Here is a 19775-nt window from a genome sequence, read left to right as displayed (position 1 = left end):
CGGGGGTTGAACATGCAGGTTGTGAAACTGATCGGATATACGGCCTGCGTCCTGGTCGTGGCCCTTACGGCAGGTTGTGGAACGAGCGGATCGGACGCGGGACCTGCGCCCGAAATCGATCCGAGCCGGCTGCGGCCGGGTAACTACCGGACGGCACCACGTACAGCAGAGGAAATTCGCCGGCCGATCAATATCGAGATATTGGAGTCGGTCCGGCTGAAGAGCATCCTGCCGGAGATATACGACATCGACCCGAAACTTGTTTTCGCCCATCTGTCTTCGGCCAAGGCGATGTATACCCCGCAGCATCCACCGACGGAGTACGACGAGGGAGTCGGCGCCAAGGATTTCGCTGTCGCGGTTCCGGGTTTGATCGCGGGCGCGGCGGCCAGTGGTCAGCGGAGGGAAAGTTCGCCGCTGGGGCGAAACGCGACCATCAAACTTCTCCGGTTCGCCAACGCATCCCAGGCTGCGCATGCCGCGGATCTTCTGGCGGCGGAAGCTCGGGACGATCTGAAGGGACCTGTCGAGATACCCGGGTACCCTGCGGCGCGCGCGGCCGTATCGAAGTTCGACAGCGTGATGTCATGGGTTCCACACGGCGAGTTCATGACCTACACCTATGTGGGCATGGGCGTGGACATCCCCCCGGATCACCGTCCACTCATCGACCTCACGAAACGGCTGCTGGATAAGCAAGTTGAGAATCTGGCCGGGTTCCGGCCCACTCCGCTGGACAGAGTCGCCGAGTTGCCGGTCGATATCGACGGTTTGCTGACGTATGCCTTGCCGCCTACGGACGACGTCATCCCGGAATCGGTTGTCACAGCTCAGGTAGCACGGCAAATGGTGGACCGGCCAGATCTTGCCCGGCGCGCATTCGAGGATGCGCGAGTCGACCTGGTCGTGCGTGGCGGGCCCACGATCTATCGGACGGCCGACTCAGCGGCCGCCACCCGACTGCAGGCTCATTTCGTCTCGCAGGTCGATCCGGAATACCACCCGGTGGATCCACCCCCCGGATTCCCCACGGCGAATTGTGTTCAGAATTCCAGCTTCACGAGTTGGCTCGAATGCATTTTCACCAGTGGCCGCTATACCGTGACTCTCGAAGGACAGCAGCTCCAAGACCTGCATCAACAGGTATCGGCGCAGTATCTCCTTCTGCAGCACGCCGAGTAGCGGCCGTCGAAAAAGTATGTCCCGAACATAATTCGTTCGGGACATACTTCCTGGCGACCACCGTTTCGAAAGCCGGCGGATGCGTCAGAGCCAGCGTGCGGCGTTGCTCTTATCCGTGGAGGTCATGTTGACCGCGCCGTCCTCGACGACCTTCGCGATCCGCTCCATGATGTCCATGAGCTGGTTGTGGGCATCGTCCCAGCGCAGCTGCTTGGCGCGGTACGCGTCCTTCGCCTCACTGGTTTCCCAGGATGCGGCCAGCTGATTGACGTAGTTCTCGAGCTCGGTCTGAGTTTCGGTCAGCCGGCCCTTCGCGGTCCGGATTTCCCCGGCCATGGCCATCAACCGGCCTTCGGAATACTGTACTTCCGACATGTCATCTACTCCTATGAGGCTTGCGGTGAAAGGTGGGACGTCAGATGTTCAGGCTCGAACCCAACTCCGACGACAGACCGGAGTTGTGGAAGGCTTCCTCGTTCGCCTGCTCGGCCTCCGTGTAGCCCTTACCGTTCTCACGGATCAGCGTCGCGATCTCCGCCAGCACGTTGTGAAGTTTCTTCGACTGATCGTCGTAGTCCGTCATCACCTTGACGAAGGTGGCGGCGGCAGTGCCCTTCCACTGTCCCTGCGAGCCCGCCACAATATTGCGGACATTGGTGAGCTCACCCTGCAGCTGCCCGTTGACGGTTTCGACATGCTTGGCAGCGACCTCCATAGCCGCGAGGTCGGTAGTGACGTTGCCCGCCATGGGTCCTCCTTCTAGAGAGTTCGGATCCGGACCCCCTGCGTCCGCAAACGGTCCGAACTATTCCTTCATGATGATTGGACGGAGCACCCGGCCAATCGGTTCCATCGGATTTCGGAAAAAATCCCGGCGGAAGTCACGAGGTGACATTCAGCGAGGATGCGAGGTCTTCACAGATAGGTGTAATCGAGTCGTGCCCCCCTGTCTGATACTGGCATCCGATACTGATCTGGATACTGTGCTCGACGATAACATGCCAGTCAACGGTGGAACCGCCGTCCGGATGTTCGGTGTAGGCCAGGCCCGAGCGGCCGCCGAAGACCACATCGCGGCGGACCGGGGAGTACAAACCCGCTGGGCTCGTAGCGATCTTGGCTTCGAGATCGGCGGCGATCCGGTCGTAACCGGCGTCGGGGACCAGCAGCTGCTCCTGGGTGACCGTGATCCGGGCTTTGAGGCCCCCGTCCGGCTCCAGAACCAGGCGGTCGGTGGATGCCGTGGCCGGATCGGCGACCCGCCAGCCGTCGGGGACGGTGAGCGTCACGGGGCCGACAGTCGTGGAGCCGGATTCGGGTTCGTCCGAGTCGGTCTGCGTGCGTTCGGTGGTGGTCGTCGGAGCGGAAGCCACCGCCTCCGAATCGCCCCCGGTGGACATACCGATGAAAACACCTCCGGCGACCAGAACCGCGAGCGCGAGAACCGCCGCGGCGCCGACATAGAGCGGGGTCTTCGAGCGTGGCGGCTGCGTGGCGGCGGCCCGTTCCCGTAGCGGCTGTAGCCATTCGGCCTCGGCGGCCGCCGGTGGGAGGCCGGGCCGGTGTTCGGCGGGATCGGTCCGGCGGACGCGGACCAGATCCGCGCCGGCGAGTACGAGCAGCTCGGCGCGGCACAGTTCCGCCACGACCGATGCCACGATATTGAGGAAATCGGCATCCGTACGGCCGACCACGATCACCGAATCGACCTGGCAGCCGTGGATCAAACGCTCGAACAACGCACGGAAGGCGGCGATACCCCGCTCGTCCACACCGATCTCGGCAGCGGCGAGAAGTGGTTCGTGCTCGCAGAATTCGAGGCGTGGTCCCCCGTCGCTCGGCACCACCGTCGAGGCCGTGGTGGACAGTGGACCGAACTCCAGCACCACACTGCGCACATCACGAACCCGCTGGGTGGCGGTGACCGCGCGCAGAGCTATCGGCTGTACACCCACCTGACCGGCGTGCCGGGCGGCCGCGGAGTGCAGGACGGCGAGACGGTGCGGATCCCATTCGCTGGGATGCACCACCGTGAGCCGCTCGCACGGTGGTTGGATACGTAGCTGGGCCAGGGTATGTCCGAACACCGCGGCAAGGGCGTCCACCGGTTTCGGCATGCCCGGGTCGTAGGCGATGCGATCGGCGGTGATGAGCTGCACCGGCGATACCGCGATCGACGGCGGTGCCAGCGGCTCGCCCGCCACCAGGCTGCGACCGTCGCTGCCCGGCACCACCGAGGGGACGAGATCGGCATGGGTGTTGGCGCTCCATGCCCAGAGTCGTGTTTCGGTCAGCGCGATCTCGACGGCGGACATCACTGAATCGGCATCCACGAGGTCTGGATGAGCTCCGCGCCCGACCGGCCGACGAGAGTACCGCGACCGGGTGGCATCGCGCTCGGCCGGATATTGCCCAGCAGATTGCCTTCGTCCCGGCTACCGCTCATGACCAGACCCGGAGTGGCCAGATCACGCATGCGCGAGATCACCGTCTCGTACATGGCCCGGCCCGCGCCGCCGGAACGACGCGAAATGATCAGGTGCAGGCCGATATCCTTCGCGTGGGCGAGGTAATCCAGAATCTGCGCGATGGGATTACCGGTGGATCCGCTGGAGACCAGATCGTAGTCGTCGACGACGATGTACAGATCCGGGCCGGACCACCAGGAACGGTCACGCAATTCCTGCGGGGTCACGTTCGGGCCGGGCAACCGGGTCTGCAGCAGAGCGGCCAGATCACGCATGTTCTGTTTGAGGCCCTCGGCGCCGGTCGCGTAGGCGGCCAGCCGCTCCTGGGGGAACGCGCCGAGCAGGGTGCGCCGGAAATCGACCAGGATGACAGCGGCCTGATTCTGGGCGTTGGATTCGATGATGCCGCTGACGATATTGCGCAGCAGCGTCGTCTTACCGCATTCGGTGTCACCGAAGATGAGGAAGTGCGGGTTCTCGTCGAAATTGAGGACGGCCGGGGCCAGTTCGGATTCGTTGATACCGATCGGGATCGCCGCGTTGCGGCGGTCCGGTGGGCCCTGCCAGGGGCCGATGGCGCGGATGAACTGATCGCGGTCGAGTTGTTCGGGCAGCATCCGGACCTGCGGGGCCGGGCGGCCGGGGGTCATCTGCTGGAGCCGGGCGACAGCGTCGGCGACGCCGCGGCTGATGTCCTCGGGGTCGGAGGAGCCGTCGACCCGCGGCAGCGCGGTGAGCATATGCAGGCTCTCCGGTGTCATACCGCGACCCGGGCGACCCTGCGGCACCAGAGCGGCGACCTTGCGGCCGAACTCGGAGTCGGCCGGATCGCCGAGGCGCAGTTCGAGGCGGGTGCCGATCTGGTCCTTGAGCTGGGGGCGGGCCTCCATCCAGCGGGACAGGGCGATCACCACGTGCACACCGTAGGAGAGGCCCTGCACCGCGAGGTTCATGATCGCTTGTTCGAGCGGTTCGAAATCCTGGCGGATGGAGCCGAAACCGTCGATCACCAGGAAGGCGTCGCCGAACGGGTCCTCGTGGGCTCCCGCGGCGGCCTGGCTGCTCGCCGGGTCGCTGGCCCGCATCCGGCGGAATTCGGTCATCGATTCGATGCCGAGCTGGCGGAACCGCAGTTCGCGGGTGCGGACGATGGAGGTCATCTCCGCGATCGTGCGGCGGACCTTGTCCTGGTCCAAGCGGCCGGCCACCGCGCCGACATGCGGGAGACCCTCGAGGCTGGCGAGGGTACCGCCGCCGAAGTCCAGGCAGTAGAACTGCACCTGTTCGGCAGTGTGGGTGAGCGACATCGCCATGATCAGCGAGCGCAGCATGGTCGATTTACCCGACTGCGGGCCACCGACCACGGCGACGTTGCCGCGGGCGCCGGACAGGTCCACCACCAGCGGGTCGCGCCGCTGGTCGTAGGGGCGGTCGACGATACCGATCGGTGCGCGCAGACTGGCGACCGCGCTGTATTCGCCGGTGAGGATCGAACGCGGGACGAGTTCGTCCAGCGGCGGGGCGGCATCCAGCGGCGGCAGCCAGATCGCGTGGGCGGGACGGCCGTGCCCTCGGATCCGGGCGGCGATCATGCCCAGGTTGGAGATCTGCTCGCCGTCCTCGGCCAGGGGTTCCGGCTCGTCGATCGGCTCGGGGGCGAGCGGAAGCCGGTCGGCGGCACGGAATTCGACGTGTTTGGCCAGGAACGGCCGTGCGGTGATATCGATTTCACCGGCGCTGGTGGCTACCGAGATATCGCGCTGTGGCCCGCTGCCCACATACGGCCCCGACACATAGGAGGCCTGGAAGCGCTGGATTTCGCCCGAATCGGATTTCAGATAACCGCCGCCGGGAACGCCCGGCAGATTGTAGGCGTCGGGAACGCCGAGAACCTGCCGTGATTCGTTGGCGGAGAAGGTTTTCAGGCCGATCCGGTACGACAGGTGCGATTCCAGGCCCTTGAGTTTGCCTTCCTCCAGCCGCTGTGAAGCGAGGAGTAGATGCACGTGCAGTGAGCGGCCCAGGCGGCCGATCATCACGAACAATTCCGCGAAATCGGGGTGCTGGGTGAGCAGCTCGGAGAACTCGTCCAGGACCACGAACAGTGCCGGCAACGGCTCCAGCTCGGCGCCGGCGGCCCGCGCTTTCTCGTACTCGGAGACATTGGCGAAGTTACCGGCCTGGCGCAGGACCTCCTGGCGGCGGTTCATCTCACCGGCCAGCGCGTCCCGCATACGGTCGACGAGGTCGGCTTCTTCCTCGAGGTTGGTGATAACGGCCGCGACGTGCGGTACCCCGTCGAGCCCGAGGAAGGTCGCGCCGCCCTTGAAGTCCACCAGGACCAGATTGAGCTGATCCGGCGAATGGGTGGCGAGCAGGCTGAGCACCAGGGTGCGCAGGAACTCCGATTTACCGGAACCGGTGGCGCCGATGCACAGACCGTGCGGACCCATACCGGATTCGGCGGCTTCCTTGATATCGAGAACCACCGGCAAACCATCGGCGCCGACACCGAACGGCACCCGGAGACGCTCGCGGCCGTAGCGGGGCCGCCACGCGCTCTCGGGGTTGAAGGAGCCGAGATCGCCCAGCCCCATCAGCTGGGCCCAGGTGTTGATGGTCTCGCCCTCGGTCACCTCGATATCGCTGCTGCGCTGTGTCGCGGCACGGTACGGAGCGAGGCGGCGGGCCACCTGCTGGGCCTGCTCCCGGCTGAGCCGGTCGATCAGCGCGAAACGTTCCTGGTTACCGGTGGCACCCCGGCCCAGGCATTCGCCGTTGCGGATGGTCAGCGCGATACCGCGGGAGACCGCCAGCCGGGGCGCGTAGCCGCAGAGGTCGATAACGGTGACGCCCTCGTATCCGGATTCGCGCAGCTGATCCTCCTCGGCCTCGAGCAGGCCGCCGTCGACGACGATCACCACATGCACCATGGCGGAGTTGGTGGGCTGATTGCGGGAGTAGCGGACCCGGTTGGCGAGGATGGGCGCGAGCCCGGCCATCGCCTCCCGGATCGAACCGAAGTACATCCGCTGGGTGCCGACACCGTCCTGCGCGTCCGGGTGCTGGGTATGCGGCAGCCATTTTGTCCACTCCCACTCCGCGCTGGTGTCGGGGCCGCAGACCACCGCGAGGAGCACCTGGTCGGGGCCGTGGAACATGGCCAGCTGGACCAGCATCGCGCGCACCATATCGCGGGCTTCGGCGCGGTCGCCGTCGAGCGCGATGGTGGCGAAACCCTTCACCGCGACAGCGGTGGGCAGATCCGGAACCGTGGAGTGGGCCCGGACGAACCGGCGCAGCGATACCGCGGCGATCGGTTCCAGCTCCTCCACCGGACCGGTTTCCGGCGCGACCAGGCGGGTGGCCAAGCGCTGGCCGCCGATCCCGATGCGCACATGACAGAAGTCCTTATCGCTGGGCCGGCGCTCCCACATCCGCGAGGTGCCCGCCAGCATCCAGATCAGGCCCGGTTCCGGGTGGCTCCATTCGACCGCGGCGCGCTGCTCGGTGGCGGTGACGTCGACATCCTTGCGGACCTGGTCGAGGTAGCGCAGGTAGTCTTTGCGGTCCTCATTGGCTTCGGCCGCCTTGGCGCCTTTACCGTTGCCCTGACCGGCGAACATGCCGACCATCGAGACCATCATCATCATCGGGAACATCAGCGACATCGGGTTGGAGGCGATACCGCCACCCTGGGTGAACATCAGCGCCATCATCCCGACCATGCCGATGATCATCACCACCGGCATGAGCTTGCCCAGCAGATTTCCGGGGGTTACCCGGGGGATTTCGGGCGGCGGCTGCAGCGTCACCTCACCGCCTGGAGTCCGCGGGACTTCCCGGCGCGCGCGCCGCTGAAACCGAACCGTGGTCATCGAGCGAGATCCCCCTTGTGGCAATGCGATGTTCGGGCTCAGTGTAGAGGCAGGCGCGAACATGTCGTACAGTTCGACCTGCATTCTGCTGGCCATGGGGTGGGCACGCAACCCGCGCGATCGGCCGGTGGAATGTGGGAAACAGCAGGGTAGCGAACCAACTTGGGGGAAGCGTGACGCATGCGCGACTCGACCATATGGAGGAAGATTCCTCGCGGGGTATAGTCCGCGCACCGGATCTCACCAGGGTCACCATTCTGGCCAAACACACCCAGGTCGATATGGCCATACCGGTCGATGTGCCGGTGGCTCTGGTCATTCCCAGCGTCGTCGATATGGTCGCCGCCCACAGCCGCACCAATGAATTCGACAATCAGGGCGAACGGTTCGAACCGGCCGATTGGGTATTGGCCCGGATCGGCCAGCCGCCGCTGTCGAACTCGCTGAGCCTGGGCGACCAGGGCATCCGCGACGGTGAGTTGCTGATGCTGGAGAACTCGGCGAATACGGCGCCCACGCCGCTGTTCGACGACATCATGTACAACGTCGCGGTCGCCGACGCCGAACATTTCCGCGGCTGGAATCCGAACACCGCGCGGATCACCGGATCGGTCCTGGCCGCCTTCGCCATGGTGGCCGGCTGCACCGGATTGCTGACCGCGCCGGACGCGCTGCCGGGCTGGATCACCGGGGCGATCGCGCTGGGCGTGACGGTGCTGCTGGTGGTGGCGGCGATGATCCTCAGCCGCGTCTACGGGGATCCGAAGACCGCGCTGGTGCTCGGCGGCTGCGCGCTCCCGCTTTCCTTCACCGGCGGCATGCTCATCGTGCCGGACCACTACGGCTGGCCGAATCTGCTGCTCGGGGCCACATTGTTCGGGGCCACGGCGATTCTGGCCTGGCGGGTGACTGGCGTCGGGCTCGGACTGTTCATCGGCGCCGGTACGGTCGCCATTTTCGCGGTGCCCTCGGCGCTGGTCGGGCTGCTCACCTCGCAGCGGCTCGAAGCCGTCGGTGCCGTGGTGGCAGCCGTCGGGCTGGGCGCGCTGTCGCTGGCCCCGCGGATCTCCATGATGCTGGCGAAACTGCCGCTGCCACCGGTGCCCTCCCCCGGCACCCCGATCGACCCCACCGAGGACGACCCGGACGATCACCGCGCGCTGCCGACACTGGACGCGCTGCATGCGAAATCGGCGCGGGCACGCACCTACCTGAGCGGTCTGGTCACGGCGACGGCGCTGGTCACGGTGGTCGGCGCGCTGGCGGCCACCGATCCGGACTACGGCGGCGTCTACTGGCAGGGCATCGCCCTCGCGCTCGTCTGCGCGGCGGTGCTCATGTTCCGCAGCCGGACCTACGCCGGCGCGGAACAGGCCGTCATCCTGATCGTGGCCGGAGCGTCGATTCTGCTGGTCATGCTGGGGGCTATGGCATTGGTGTCCGATCTGCCGCTGGCTGCGTTCGGGGCGGCCCTGGTGATGGTGATCGCGGCACTGATCCTGGGCATCATCGTGCCCAACCAGTCGGCGACCCCGCCGATGCGGCGCGCGGCCGAACTGATCGAATACGCGTTCGTGGCCGCCGTGCTGCCGCTCGTGTTCTGGGTGGCGGATTTCTACTCCCTCGTCCGCGGACTGTGAACCGGGGGATCCGCACCGCGGCCGTCGCCGCGGTGCTGGGGATGAGCGCATCGCTGGGGTTCGGCCATCCGGCTGCCTTCGCCGACCGGCCACCGGCCGTCGACCCGGGCCAGCTGCCGTCCGGCGATTCGGCGAAACCGACCGAACCTACGGAGCGGAAAGCCAATACCCCCTGCAACAGCACGGTATCCGGCGGCGAGGGCCCGACCGTACCCGGCGCGCAGGCGGCACTGGATCTACCGCATGCCTGGCAGTTCTCCCAAGGCGCGGGCCAGGTGGTCGCGGTGATCGATACCGGTGTCGCCCGGCATCCGCGGCTGCCGGGCCTGCGGGCCGGTGGGGATTACGTATCCAACAGTGGTGACGGCACCGAGGATTGCGATGCGCACGGCACCCTGGTGGCGGGCATCATCGGGGCCACCCAGGTTCCCGGTCAGGGCTTTTCCGGTGTGGCGCCGGCCTCGACCATTCTCTCGATCCGGCAGACCAGCGATAAGTACGTGAAGGCCGGTAGCAACGCCACGAAATCGCCGGAGGACCTCTCCAAAGAGGGCTACGGCAATGTCTCGACCATGGCCCAGGCCATCCGCCGGGCCGCGGATATGGGTGCGACGGTTATCAATATCTCCGAGGTCGCCTGTAGTTCCAGCCCGATCTCGGACGGCTCACTCGGCGCGGCACTGAACTACGCGGTCCATACGAAGAATGCTGTGGTCGTCACGTCGGCCGGCAATACCGACAATGACAATTGCAAGGGCAACACCAGCATCGTGGATCCCCTCGATCCCGCCGCGGATCCGTGGAGCAAAACGACCGTCAATGTCACTCCTTCCCGGTACGACGATCTCGTGCTGTCGGTGGGCTCCATCAACGCCGAAGGCGCGCCGTCCGAGTTCACTGTTCCCGGGCCCTGGTTGAGTGTCGCGGCGCCCGGCGAGAACATCGTTTCGCTCGACGCAGTCGGCACCGGTGTCATCAACGGCACGGTCGGCGCCCAGGGCAACCAGACCATCGCCGGCACCAGTTTCGCCGCCCCCTACGTTTCCGGCGTTGTCGCGCTGGTTCGCTCCCGTTTCCCCGAACTGTCCGCCGTGGAGGTTATGAAACGGATTCAGGCCACCGCGCACGCCCCGGCCGAAGGCTGGAATCCGTACGTGGGATACGGCGCGATCGACCCGGTCGCGGCGCTCACCAACGAGGTTCCCGGCGAGCTGCGTCCGAAGAAGCCGAACCCGGCGGTGAACAAACAGCTCGCGATACCCGCGCCACCCACGCCACCGGACCACACCGCACGCAACGTGGCGCTCATCGGCAGCGGGATCATCGGCGGCAGCCTGATCATCGGCTATCTGGCGTCGTTCCCCACTCGGCGCCGCTTCGGAGTCGGCGAAGACGACGCCTGACGGGTTCTCCGGACAAGATCAGCTCAGCCAGCCCTGCTGGTTGCGTTGCTGGAAGTAGAGATCGTCCGCGTCGATATCGTCCTGGGAGATCTCGCGCCGGGCGGTGGCCGGCGGGGAGGCCTGCTGCCGGGGCCCCGGTGACAACGGGCGTATTTCCGGGCGGGGCGCCGCCTTCGGTGCGGCCCGGCGGACCGTGCCGATACCGTGCTGCAGGCGCCGGACGATCTCGTCCGGCGTGCCGGGGGCGAGGGTGAATTCTTCACCGCCGTGTTTGACCAGCAGGTATCGCCCGTCCTGCGGGAGCAGATCCATCCAGTGGAAGCCGTGCGGGTTGCCGGTGGGGCGGGAATCGATGGCGGGGCCGGCGAATATCCCGATCTCGCCTACGCCGGAGCGTGGGCGGCGCATGATCCGGTTGATCGCCTCGGTACGGGACACCCTGGTCGGATGCTGCGCGTATTCGACCTTTCCGATATCGGCGCGGGCGCCGCGGACCGCCGGATACCTGCCCGGTGCGCATCGCGGAAGATACGAGACGATCCGGGCGGCCAGTTCCTGCGGGGCAAGGGTTTGCAGGTCGATATCGGCGCCGTATTCCTTTGTGGGGCCGGGATTTTGGAAGGCGAGCGTGGCGTGCTCACCGGCGATACCGGCATGCATCCGCACCACGCGTTCGAAACCGCGGTCGTAGAACCCGTGCACTTCGATCCGGACCTGCGGTTCCAGCAGGGTGCGCAACGCCAGGTACAGCCCCTCGTCCGCGATCGCTTCGAGCCGCTGTTCCGCCGCCGCCCGGACCCGCTCGTATTCCTCGGCGGTCGGCGGTGTTTCGGTGGGCCCCAGCGGCAACACCCGGATCGGATACGGCAATCTGTCGCGTTCGAAAGATTCCACGGCCTGAATGAATGTCGCGCCCTCCAGGCGCCACCGCAGGCCGTTCACCCGCCGATCACCCCACCCGGTGGTAGCGCCGGTGGCTGGGTGCCGAGCAGTTCACTGCCCCGGTCGTAGATCAGGTAGTCGGGGATCTCGTGCTCGTCATCGTCGTCACCCCTGCCGCCGCGCGCGCCGGGCGACATCATGCCGGGCATTCCGGTGCGCCCGGCACGGTTACTCGTACTGGCGGCGGTGGTGGCCGGTGTTCCGGCCGCCGGTTTACCGGGGCCGCCCGGCACGGTCTGCCCGGGTATGAGCGGGGCGGTGGTCTGCGGGGTACCGGCGGGTGTACCCGCCGGGGTGCCAGGGGGTGTCCCGGGTGTGGTCGGGGTGCCCGTGGTGGTGGACGGTGTCGTCGGCGTGGTCGACTGCGGGGTGGTCGACTGTGGTGTTGTCGACTGCGGGTTGGTGCTCTGCGGTTCGGTGGGGGTCTCACCCGTGGGCTGCTGACCCGGGTCTTCCGGGTTCGTACCTGTATCGGTGCTGGTGCCGTTATCGGTATCGGTCCCGTTGGTGTTCGGACCCTTGGGATAGTCGGTGCCCGGGGGTTTGCTGCCGTCGTCGACGGGTTTCACCGGCTCGGGCAGGATCGGGGTCTGGCGGTCCACTTCTCTGGCGCCGGGCACGTAATACTGGGTCATCACCGTGCGAGCGGTTTCCTGAGCTTCGTTGGCCCGGTACTCGGGGGTCTTGAACATATCGGTGGGCAGCCAGTTGGTGACACTGTCCTGCCAGGTCTCATTGTCCGGTTTACCCACCGACGCCTTGGCCTGGGCGAGATACCCTTCGATCAGGTCGAGGCCGTGCGCGACGATCTGGAAACCCGCGGCCAGCGAGGTGAACGAGGTACTGAACTCCCGAACCCCACTGACAGCGGCGGCGCCGGACTGCCCGTTCCACCCGGCCTCGAGATCTGCGTTCACACCGTCGAGAAATTCCTTGTTGGCTTCGCGCGCTTCTGTTGTCAAACCCCGCCATGCATCGGCCTTGTCGTTGATGAGGGCCGCATCCACCCCTTGAAGCGCGTCCCAGATCTGCTGGTGCGTCATGGCCGGGAAACCGTCTTCCTCCAGGATGGCAGGTGGTCCGAATTGCCCACCGAATTCGCTGGTCAGCCCCGCCCATTCTCCATCGACAATCTGCCGATCCTGCTCCCATTTGGTGTGTTGATCGTTGATTACCTGCTGGTCGGTTGCTTTGTTCTTTTCCGCCTCATCGGATCGCCACCAAACCATGATCAAACCCCCGCATTACCCAAAGCGCTGGACGTCGACTGATCTGTTTCTTCTATCTTGCGGCAGGCCAGCTCGAACGTTTCCTTCATCAGGGTCACGATATCGATTGCCATCTGCAAACGGTTCGCGGCAGAGTCTGGATCCTCAACAGCCTTGCGGGCGAACTTGCCGCGCAGGGCCTCTGCTGATCGAAGTGTGCCGAAACCGGATACGAAACTCAGGCTGTCGGTCCGTCGAAGCATACCGTCGAGCCGATCGAGAAAGGTATCGCAGCGGGCGACGAGCTGACCACCGATGCCTTCTTCCATACGAAGCTCGCCATTCTCTGCCTGGGTCTTGAATGTCTGCCATTGTTGCAGCATGGTTGCCTGCGGGACAGGCTGTTCGTTCTCACTCATGGCCCAGATCCCCCCTGATTTCGCACCTATGAAGTCGACTCGATTTCCAGCTCACCGACTAGCTCACTTCGGCAGGAACGGCGCCAGTGTCTGCGCGTGCTCAACAGCCAATCCGCAGGGTGGCGATTCAGGTAGCGAATCACGCTGGCTGTAACGCCAATCGACGTACACGGTCAGCATGCCCATTTCCATAGGGAGACTGACGTAACAGCGGCGGATAGGGTCTGCCTGACCGCTGGGATAGAAGGTCAGACCGGAGCGGTCGTTGATCTGAACCGGTTCGAACCCCTCGACCGTGGTGTTCTGGCGGACGTCATCCTGTGAGTAGGTGGTTGCTCCGACCCCGATGTAGTAGGGCCCATCAATTGAGTCCCAAGCGCACATGCGCCACACGGCTTTATCTCCGGGCGCATCGAAGTCGGTGTCCTTACTGGCCGGATCCGCTCCAGTGGCTCTCAAGGCTTCATCCGGGAGTTCCGAGCACGGATTCCATTCGACGTGCTGTTCCCGGCTGGTGGTACTCGCCCCCTCCGCCGCCGGTTCCTCACCGGCTGGGCCACATCCGGCCACCAGCCCGACTGCCGCCGTCGTGACCACGGCTTTCCCCACGACCCCTGCGTACTTTTTACTCGCGGCGCGCATGCCCCTCCTGCCCTGCGTGTGAACGATCCACACGAATCAGCCCTCACGATACAGTCTCGCGATCCTGCCAGATACGGCAACGGGATGGTGCGCACTCGCCACCGGCTCCCACCCGTGATCCCGGCGGACACGATTTTCGAGCCCTGAGAGATGGGCCGCGGAATCAGGCGGAAGCGGACCCACTGTTCCGGAGTCCGGCCGTGAACGCCGCCCAGTCGGTGAGAGTGAAGGTCAAAGCAGGACCAGCTGGATTCTTCGAATCCCGTACGCCGACGCTCGTATCGTTCAGCCAGGCCACCTCAACGCATTCTCCGGTCGAATCGCTGCGAGAGGATTTGAACCATCGGGTGTCGGTCAGGCCAGCAGTCATTGCTCGTATCTCCTTGCTACCTGCCTCAGCAGATCCCTCGATTGGCACTCCCCCAGTGTGGCCTCCCGGACGGACTCATGGATGCCGCGGTAGATCTTCAAGTCCTCGTCACTCTCGAAGAACATTGTTCCCATCGTCGTTTCGGTATGCACCACCGGCGGCTCGTTGCCGAACTCCCGGCTGCCGGTGGGGAAGTCGAGGATGATGTAGGGCAGAACCGGGCACCAGGTTCCGGGGATCCCTGCGGCGAACGGCAGTATGCGCACGCTGATGTTCGGGCGAGTGCTCATATCGGCGATATGCCGTAGTTGGCGGCTCATGGTTCCGGCCGATCCCACTCGGATGTGCAGGACACTCTCGTGTATCAGGAACTCTGCGTGTATCGGGCGGTGCTGCCTGGTAAGAATTGCCGCCCTTCGCATCCGCAGAGCCACCCGTTGTTCGACGTCTTCCGGAGTATCGATCGGAAAGAAGGGCCGCACCACGTGCCGCGCATACTCCAGGCTCTGCAGCAGGCCGGGCACGATCGAGGAGTGGTAGATGTGCAGTTCCGAGGCGGCAGACTCGAGCTCCAGATAGGCAGCGAATCCCGCCTTGATCAGATGTGTACCGGCCCACCACGATTTCGTAGAGGATTGCTGCGCAAGGTTTTTGAGATCATCGATCTGCTCGTCGTCGAGTTCGTACAGTCGCCCGAACTCGTCCACGTCTCGCAGTTTGACTTTATCGTTGTGCCCCTTCTCGATTCGGATGACCGAGGTTTTGCTCATCTCCATTTCCCGTGCCGCTTGCTCCAGCGTGAACCCCACACCCTGCCGGGCTTCGCGTAGCGCGCGACCCAGTTGCCGGCGCGGCAGCGTTGAACCGGGCTGATCGTCTCTGGCCACGAAATCCCCTTCCCCTATCGGTACGAAACGGCCCAGGATCCGGTCCGATTCGTACCTTCGTGATGGGCGGAACGTTCCGGTCTCTGGAGTGTCGGCCTATTTGAATCGGACTGTCCCGCTGAGCCGTTCGAATACGGCCTGCCGCGAGCAACATAACCATATGGCCGAACCACACGGAAGCCCCCTGACCAGGCGACTACGGCAGCTCCACGGCGGCAGTTCCCTGGTGGAACACTCCCCACCCGACACCGCCCGGATCAAGTCCCCGACAGGCGCTCCTCCGAGTCGAACCCAGCACGACTCCCCGGCCGGGCCGACCGGCGGGACACGGGACGCCGTGCTGGGTGAATGGCGCGCCGTCTGGCGGCGGGACCAGCAGCGGATCCGGATCATCCGGGTACGCCATATCTCCGGCGACCGGACATTGCTGGCGGTCACGGACCCGGATACCGCGCCCGATCTCGCCGATATGCGGGAACGGTTTCCGGAACTGTCCGGACTATGGGATGTGATCCGGCATCAGTTCTGGGCGCAGGCGTCGCAGGACGCGATCCGATGAGCCCGATCCGCTACCCCGACCCCGAATCCATCGACGAGATCACCGCCCACTATCTGCTGTCCACGCCCACCAGTCTGATGCCGATGCTGTACGGATTCCGGTTCGACGGCGAGGCTATCGACGCCGAATGCGCTGCCGTCGACCTCGCCGGTGACCGCGGCGAATACGAACCCAACCCGATCCACCTGCGGGCCGCGTACCTGCGCACCGCCCTCGGCCCCGGAATGTTCGGATTCGGGTTCGTATTCCTGGTGTTCGCCGATCAGCTCGACGACCGGCCGGAGAACCGGCACATCCCAGAACAGGTCCGGGTGGCGGCCCGGCAACTGCCTGGTGCGGACGATCTGATCGTCGCCGTCGTGATGGACGCGGCCGGGCGGCAGTGGTGGGCCGTCGCCGACCGGTACCTCACCGAACTGGACCCCGTCCGCGTCCACATTCCCGCGGTGCGGCCGGACCGATGGCGGCTACCCGGCACGCTCGACGCCTCCCTGTGGACCGCCGCACTCGCGCTCGACGAAACGAACCACCCGCACCTGCTTCGACTGCGGAGTGCGCAGCCCGAAATGTGACTCCGCCGCGCGCCGGGGACCGGATTACCCGAGCCGGGCCGAACCGGCTCAGCCGGAAACCATTCGAGCCGTCCTTACTCTTGTGCTCGGGCGGCGCGAACTACTTCGGCGAAGCGACCGGCTGATCCGCCGGCGACGGGTCCGGTGCGACACCGTCGTGGGCGACCATGGCCTCTTCCCGGCCCAGCGTCGGCCCGGAAGCCAGGAGTCCGACGATCGGCCACGGTGCGGGTTCGGCTTTCTCCGGCATCCCCAGCGCCTTCACCGCGTCACCGTTCTTGATTCCGAAACGCACGCCGGTGTCGGCGATATAGAAGACGCTGTCCTTGCGTCTGCTGTCCGGCTCGATACCGGTGGTCTGCACATAGGCGCCGGTGCCCGGGGCGATATAGGTCGAGTCGACGTTCTGGCCCGAGCCGTCGGCCTGGGCGAGCGGGACGAGTTTCGCCTTGTCCGGCATCGGCAGGCTCACTCCGGTGATCACCTGCAGTTCGGCGCGAGTGCCCGTGTTCTCGCCCGCCGCCGGGATCGGTTTCCACGACAGGCAACTCACCGGCTGGTCCATGGCTTCGAGGACGCTCGGCGCTGCCACCGGGTAGGTCTGCACCTGGAGGGCCGAGGACATGTTCACCCGGCTGCGCTGAGCCTGGTCGATGGTGTAATCGCTGGAGGTCTGCGGGTTCGCGTTGCGAACGATATCCGCGGTCAGCGGGGAGATCGGCTGCAGACCGTCGGCGAGCACCGCGTAGAACTCCTGCGATGTGCCCACCTGCACGACCTCGCCGATCCGGTGATCACCGATCTCGTAATCGGGGACACCGCCGGGATCGGCGATCGGCGGGGCGATGATCGGCAGCACCTCGGGAATCGCGTTGATCAGGCCCTCGCTCACCGGCCGCGGTGTCGCGCCGGTGATACCCAGGGCGTCGGTGACCGGCCGGTCGCTCATATCGACGCGGGCACGTTTGTTGTCGTAGACGAGGTAGGTGTGCTTCTCCCCCTGCACCAGCAGCGCCTTACCGGGAGCGACAGCCGAGGCCTTCACGCCGAGTTCGAGACCGCCGGCCAGTACCGAAGTCGTCCGATCCTGGCTGCCGTCGTTCTTCAACACGTCACAGACGGTCCACGGGCGCCCCGTGCCCTCGGAGTCGTAATGGATCGCGCTGGGCGCCCCCGGAATACCGATCAGCGGACCGCGCGGCTTCTTGCCGACCTCCGACTCTTTGACGATCGCCGCTTTCGGCGCGTCACCGGCGGCCAGCCGGGCCGACGCCAGATTCAGCGCCGGATGCACGACATCGTTGAGAACCACGTAGACAGAACCGGATTCCTTGCCGATGAGGATCTTGTTGTCACCGACCTTGTCCTGCGGACGCAGCAGAGCAAGCACACCGCAGCCCGCCAGCACGACGATGGCGAGAACCAGGCCGACCACATACGCGCGCACCTGGGAACGCATGGGATCGTGCAGCATCCGCACGTCCCGCCGCACAAGCGCATGCTCCATACGGCGGACCAAAAAGTTGTAGCCGCTGATCTGCCACCGGGTAGTGGGCTTTGAAGGCATCGTATTCCCCCGAACTGTGCTCTGGCTCGCGGAACACAGTACAGTTCCCGGGGACGTAGTTCAGCTCGGCCGCTGATAATCGGCCGACACCGGGTACCTGGGGGACTCATTATGGCCGTTCCAGCCACAACGGGAAGCAGGCGGAACCTGCTGTTCGGGCGTATCTCGATGCCCAACCTGCTCATCGCACAGGTACTCGCGCTCGTCGCAGCGACGGTGGTTCTGGTCGTCGGGCTGAATCCGTTGATCGCGCTGGGAGTCGCGATCGTGGTCGGGCTGATCCCGCTGATCCCGATCGGCCGGCGCGTACTGCTGGACTGGATCGCCACCTGGTGGAACTACCGGGCGCACCGCGCGTACCGGATCGGCGACAGCGACGATTTCCGCGGCCCCGACGATCGCTCACTCGGTTTGTACTGGGACGAGAGCCGGGTCGTCGCGGTGGTCGAGGTGCTGCCGCCGCGCGGCGGGCTCACCCGGATCGACACCACCGCGGTGCACGCCTCGCATCTGCTGCCGATGGCCGAACTGGCGACCTGCCTCGCTCAGCACGACATCCTGCTCAGCGGTATCGATATCATCAGCCACGGTCACCGCAGCCGGTCCGGTACACCGGCCGGCGCCATCTACGAATCACTGCTGGGCCCGCTACCGGCGACGGCGCATCGCACCGTATGGCTGGCGATCGGCTTCGATATGGTCAACTGCCCCGGCGCGGCGGCCCGGCGCGGCGGCGGGGACGAGGGAGCCGCGCGATCGGTGACCATCGCGACCCAGCGGATCGTGCGCACGCTGGAGGACGCGGGCTGCCTCTCCCGCGTGCTGACCGCCTCGGAGATCCGCTCGGCCGTCCGCCAGGTCATCCACGGCGCCGACGCGCGCGAACTCACCCATCGGTGGCGGTACGCCGAACTCGGCAACAGCGTCAACATCGGGGCGGCGATCGACCCGAAACAGCTGGGGTCGGAGATCCTCTCGCAGCTGTGGGTGGCGGAATCCCGGGGGACCACGGTGGCGGTCCGGCTGCGTCCCGGAACCACCGCGGAAACCGTGCACATCGGGGCGGCCTGGCGATCGACGCTGCGGGAACTACCGGAGAAGACGAAAACGAAGAATATGGTGTCGGTGAACGGCCGGCACCGCGACAGCCTGCTGGCCCACCTGCCGATCGGTATCCCGGACCGGGAGGATGTGGTGCCGACGGCCGAATATCCGATCGAAGTGCTGGACGCGCTGGCGCTGCCGTCGTCGGGCTGCGGGCAGTTGATCGGATCGGACGACGAGGGCAACGGGGTGGCGCTGCGCATCGTCGGCGCCGGTATCTCCGCGGTCTATGTGGCCGGCGAACTGTATCTGGCTCAGCAGCTGGTTTTCCGGGCTCTGGCTGTCGGTGAGCGCATCCTGGTGCGCACGGACCGGCCGCAGGCCTGGTACCAGCTGATCGAGACGATCGGGAACGCGGAACGCCTGATGCTGGCGGTGGAAACCCACCAGTCGGATGCCGGGTTCACGGCGACGGTGGTGGACGGGGTACTGGCACCGGCGCCGCACGCGGGTATCACCACGATCTACGTAACCGGCGACCCGATGGGGTGGCCGGCCACCAAACCGGATCTGTCGATCCAGCAGCCGGGGGCGATCGGCAACCGGGTGGTGCTGCGTACGGCGACTACTCAGATACCGCTCAACCTGGTGTCGATTCCGCGGGAACACACGTACATCGGGGAGCCCCGCACTCGGCAACCGGCCCCTCAGGGTCGGCCCGCGCCGGCGCGGCAGCCTCAGCCGGTCCGGCAGCGGCGGTAGCTGGGGTCTCGGGAGCCCGGGGGCCGGGGGCATTGTCTCGGGTTGCGTGGGTCATGGTGCGCTGACCATGGTTGGGCTGTGATTTTGCGGGCTGGTTCGCGAAGGTGAGAAGGCGGGCAATTCGCCAAGGTTCTGTGTTTTTGGCGCCGCCTCCGGCGTCGCGGGGTTCGGGGCCCCCTTGGTCTCGTTCTTCACTCCGCCGCTCCTCCGCTTCGCTCCCCCGCTCTGTCGC

17 protein-coding genes are annotated in these 19775 nt (G+C 65.9%); 6 read left to right on the top strand and 11 right to left on the bottom strand.

The window, feature by feature from the left end; genetic code table 11:
* Positions 1–21: 21 nt before the first annotated feature.
* Positions 22–1182, top strand: coding sequence for a hypothetical protein (locus ABZ827_RS25550; RefSeq protein ID WP_357241505.1), 1161 nt, complete (start codon positions 22–24; stop codon positions 1180–1182).
* A gap of 84 nt (positions 1183–1266) precedes the next feature.
* Here the strand turns inward: ABZ827_RS25550 and ABZ827_RS25545 are convergent, their stop codons facing one another.
* From ABZ827_RS25545 to eccCa, 4 genes are all read right to left on the bottom strand, one after another.
* A complete protein-coding gene (locus ABZ827_RS25545) occupies positions 1267–1557 on the bottom strand; it encodes a WXG100 family type VII secretion target (protein WP_357241501.1) in 291 nt (96 codons plus the stop codon).
* A 40-nt stretch (positions 1558–1597) separates the two neighbouring features.
* The gene (locus ABZ827_RS25540) at positions 1598–1930 is read right to left on the bottom strand and encodes a WXG100 family type VII secretion target (protein ID WP_357241498.1); all 333 of its coding nucleotides are present in this window, start codon (positions 1928–1930) and stop codon (positions 1598–1600) included.
* Between the two features lie 133 nt (positions 1931–2063).
* Entirely contained in the window at positions 2064–3515 is a 1452-nt protein-coding gene (locus tag ABZ827_RS25535) for a type VII secretion-associated protein (RefSeq protein WP_357241495.1), read from the bottom strand.
* Entirely contained in the window at positions 3497–7528 is a 4032-nt protein-coding gene (gene eccCa / locus ABZ827_RS25530; RefSeq protein WP_357241492.1) for a type VII secretion protein EccCa, read from the bottom strand. Before eccCa ends, ABZ827_RS25535 begins: the two co-directional genes overlap by 19 nt.
* Before the next feature lie 173 nt (positions 7529–7701).
* Here eccCa and eccD point away from each other — a divergent pair, with 173 nt between their 5' ends.
* Positions 7702–9168: a type VII secretion integral membrane protein EccD gene (eccD, locus tag ABZ827_RS25525; RefSeq protein WP_357241489.1), complete on the top strand. Its 1467-nt coding sequence runs from the start codon at positions 7702–7704 to the stop codon at positions 9166–9168.
* Positions 9165–10571, top strand: coding sequence for a type VII secretion-associated serine protease mycosin (mycP, locus tag ABZ827_RS25520; RefSeq protein WP_357241486.1), 1407 nt, complete (start codon positions 9165–9167; stop codon positions 10569–10571). The genes eccD and mycP overlap by 4 nt, the downstream gene beginning before the upstream one ends.
* Positions 10572–10589: 18 nt before the next feature.
* Here mycP and ABZ827_RS25515 read toward each other — a convergent pair whose 3' ends face one another.
* The 6 genes from ABZ827_RS25515 to ABZ827_RS25490 all read right to left on the bottom strand — a co-directional run bounded on the left by ABZ827_RS25515 (position 10590) and on the right by ABZ827_RS25490 (position 15039).
* The gene (locus ABZ827_RS25515) at positions 10590–11513 is read right to left on the bottom strand and encodes an ESX secretion-associated protein EspG (RefSeq protein WP_357241483.1); all 924 of its coding nucleotides are present in this window, start codon (positions 11511–11513) and stop codon (positions 10590–10592) included.
* Positions 11510–12742 carry a hypothetical protein gene (locus ABZ827_RS25510; protein WP_357241480.1) on the bottom strand — a complete coding sequence of 411 codons (1233 nt, stop codon included), beginning with the start codon at positions 12740–12742 and terminating at the stop codon, positions 11510–11512. Before ABZ827_RS25510 ends, ABZ827_RS25515 begins: the two co-directional genes overlap by 4 nt.
* 2 nt (positions 12743–12744) lie before the next feature.
* Positions 12745–13140 carry a hypothetical protein gene (locus tag ABZ827_RS25505; RefSeq protein WP_357241477.1) on the bottom strand — a complete coding sequence of 132 codons (396 nt, stop codon included), beginning with the start codon at positions 13138–13140 and terminating at the stop codon, positions 12745–12747.
* Between the two features lie 63 nt (positions 13141–13203).
* Positions 13204–13782: a DUF3558 domain-containing protein gene (locus tag ABZ827_RS25500; protein ID WP_357241474.1), complete on the bottom strand. Its 579-nt coding sequence runs from the start codon at positions 13780–13782 to the stop codon at positions 13204–13206.
* 163 nt (positions 13783–13945) lie between these two features.
* A complete protein-coding gene (locus ABZ827_RS25495) occupies positions 13946–14152 on the bottom strand; it encodes a DUF397 domain-containing protein (protein WP_357241471.1) in 207 nt (68 codons plus the stop codon).
* Entirely contained in the window at positions 14149–15039 is an 891-nt protein-coding gene (locus tag ABZ827_RS25490) for a helix-turn-helix transcriptional regulator (protein ID WP_357241468.1), read from the bottom strand. Before ABZ827_RS25490 ends, ABZ827_RS25495 begins: the two co-directional genes overlap by 4 nt.
* A gap of 160 nt (positions 15040–15199) precedes the next feature.
* On the opposite strand from ABZ827_RS25490, the gene ABZ827_RS25485 reads away from it, so the two are divergent.
* Together ABZ827_RS25485 and ABZ827_RS25480 are read left to right on the top strand one after the other, a co-directional pair.
* A complete protein-coding gene (locus ABZ827_RS25485) occupies positions 15200–15598 on the top strand; it encodes a hypothetical protein (RefSeq protein ID WP_357241465.1) in 399 nt (132 codons plus the stop codon).
* On the top strand, positions 15595–16170 hold the full coding sequence (locus ABZ827_RS25480) for a hypothetical protein (protein ID WP_357241462.1): 576 nt from the start codon (positions 15595–15597) through the stop codon (positions 16168–16170). The genes ABZ827_RS25485 and ABZ827_RS25480 overlap by 4 nt, the downstream gene beginning before the upstream one ends.
* Positions 16171–16270: 100 nt before the next feature.
* On the opposite strand, the gene eccB is transcribed toward ABZ827_RS25480, so the two are convergent.
* Positions 16271–17737, bottom strand: a complete 1467-nt coding sequence (gene eccB, locus ABZ827_RS25475; RefSeq protein ID WP_357241459.1) for a type VII secretion protein EccB — start codon at positions 17735–17737, stop codon at positions 16271–16273.
* A gap of 111 nt (positions 17738–17848) precedes the next feature.
* Here eccB and eccE point away from each other — a divergent pair, with 111 nt between their 5' ends.
* The gene (gene eccE / locus ABZ827_RS25470; protein WP_357241456.1) at positions 17849–19543 is read left to right on the top strand and encodes a type VII secretion protein EccE; all 1695 of its coding nucleotides are present in this window, start codon (positions 17849–17851) and stop codon (positions 19541–19543) included.
* Positions 19544–19775 lie beyond the last annotated feature (232 nt).

This window comes from Nocardia sp. NPDC019395 (assembly GCF_040632335.1).
Lineage (GTDB): Bacteria > Actinomycetota > Actinomycetes > Mycobacteriales > Mycobacteriaceae > Nocardia.
This window is presented reverse-complemented; position numbering and strand designations above follow the sequence as displayed.

Bases quoted from the DNA above. Each gene is read 5' to 3' on its own strand.
- ABZ827_RS25485 (WP_357241465.1), top strand. From the start codon at position 15,200: ATGGCCGAACCACACGGAAGCCCCCTGACCAGGCGACTACGGCAGCTC.
- ABZ827_RS25540 (WP_357241498.1), bottom strand. From the start codon at position 1,930: ATGGCGGGCAACGTCACTACCGACCTCGCGGCTATGGAGGTCGCTGCC.
- eccB (WP_357241459.1), bottom strand. From the start codon at position 17,737: ATGCCTTCAAAGCCCACTACCCGGTGGCAGATCAGCGGCTACAACTTT.
- eccE (WP_357241456.1), top strand. From the start codon at position 17,849: ATGGCCGTTCCAGCCACAACGGGAAGCAGGCGGAACCTGCTGTTCGGG.
- ABZ827_RS25500 (WP_357241474.1), bottom strand. From the start codon at position 13,782: ATGCGCGCCGCGAGTAAAAAGTACGCAGGGGTCGTGGGGAAAGCCGTG.
- ABZ827_RS25510 (WP_357241480.1), bottom strand. From the start codon at position 12,742: ATGGTTTGGTGGCGATCCGATGAGGCGGAAAAGAACAAAGCAACCGAC.
- ABZ827_RS25545 (WP_357241501.1), bottom strand. From the start codon at position 1,557: ATGTCGGAAGTACAGTATTCCGAAGGCCGGTTGATGGCCATGGCCGGG.
- ABZ827_RS25495 (WP_357241471.1), bottom strand. From the start codon at position 14,152: ATGACTGCTGGCCTGACCGACACCCGATGGTTCAAATCCTCTCGCAGC.
- ABZ827_RS25480 (WP_357241462.1), top strand. From the start codon at position 15,595: ATGAGCCCGATCCGCTACCCCGACCCCGAATCCATCGACGAGATCACC.
- eccCa (WP_357241492.1), bottom strand. From the start codon at position 7,528: ATGACCACGGTTCGGTTTCAGCGGCGCGCGCGCCGGGAAGTCCCGCGG.
- ABZ827_RS25505 (WP_357241477.1), bottom strand. From the start codon at position 13,140: ATGAGTGAGAACGAACAGCCTGTCCCGCAGGCAACCATGCTGCAACAA.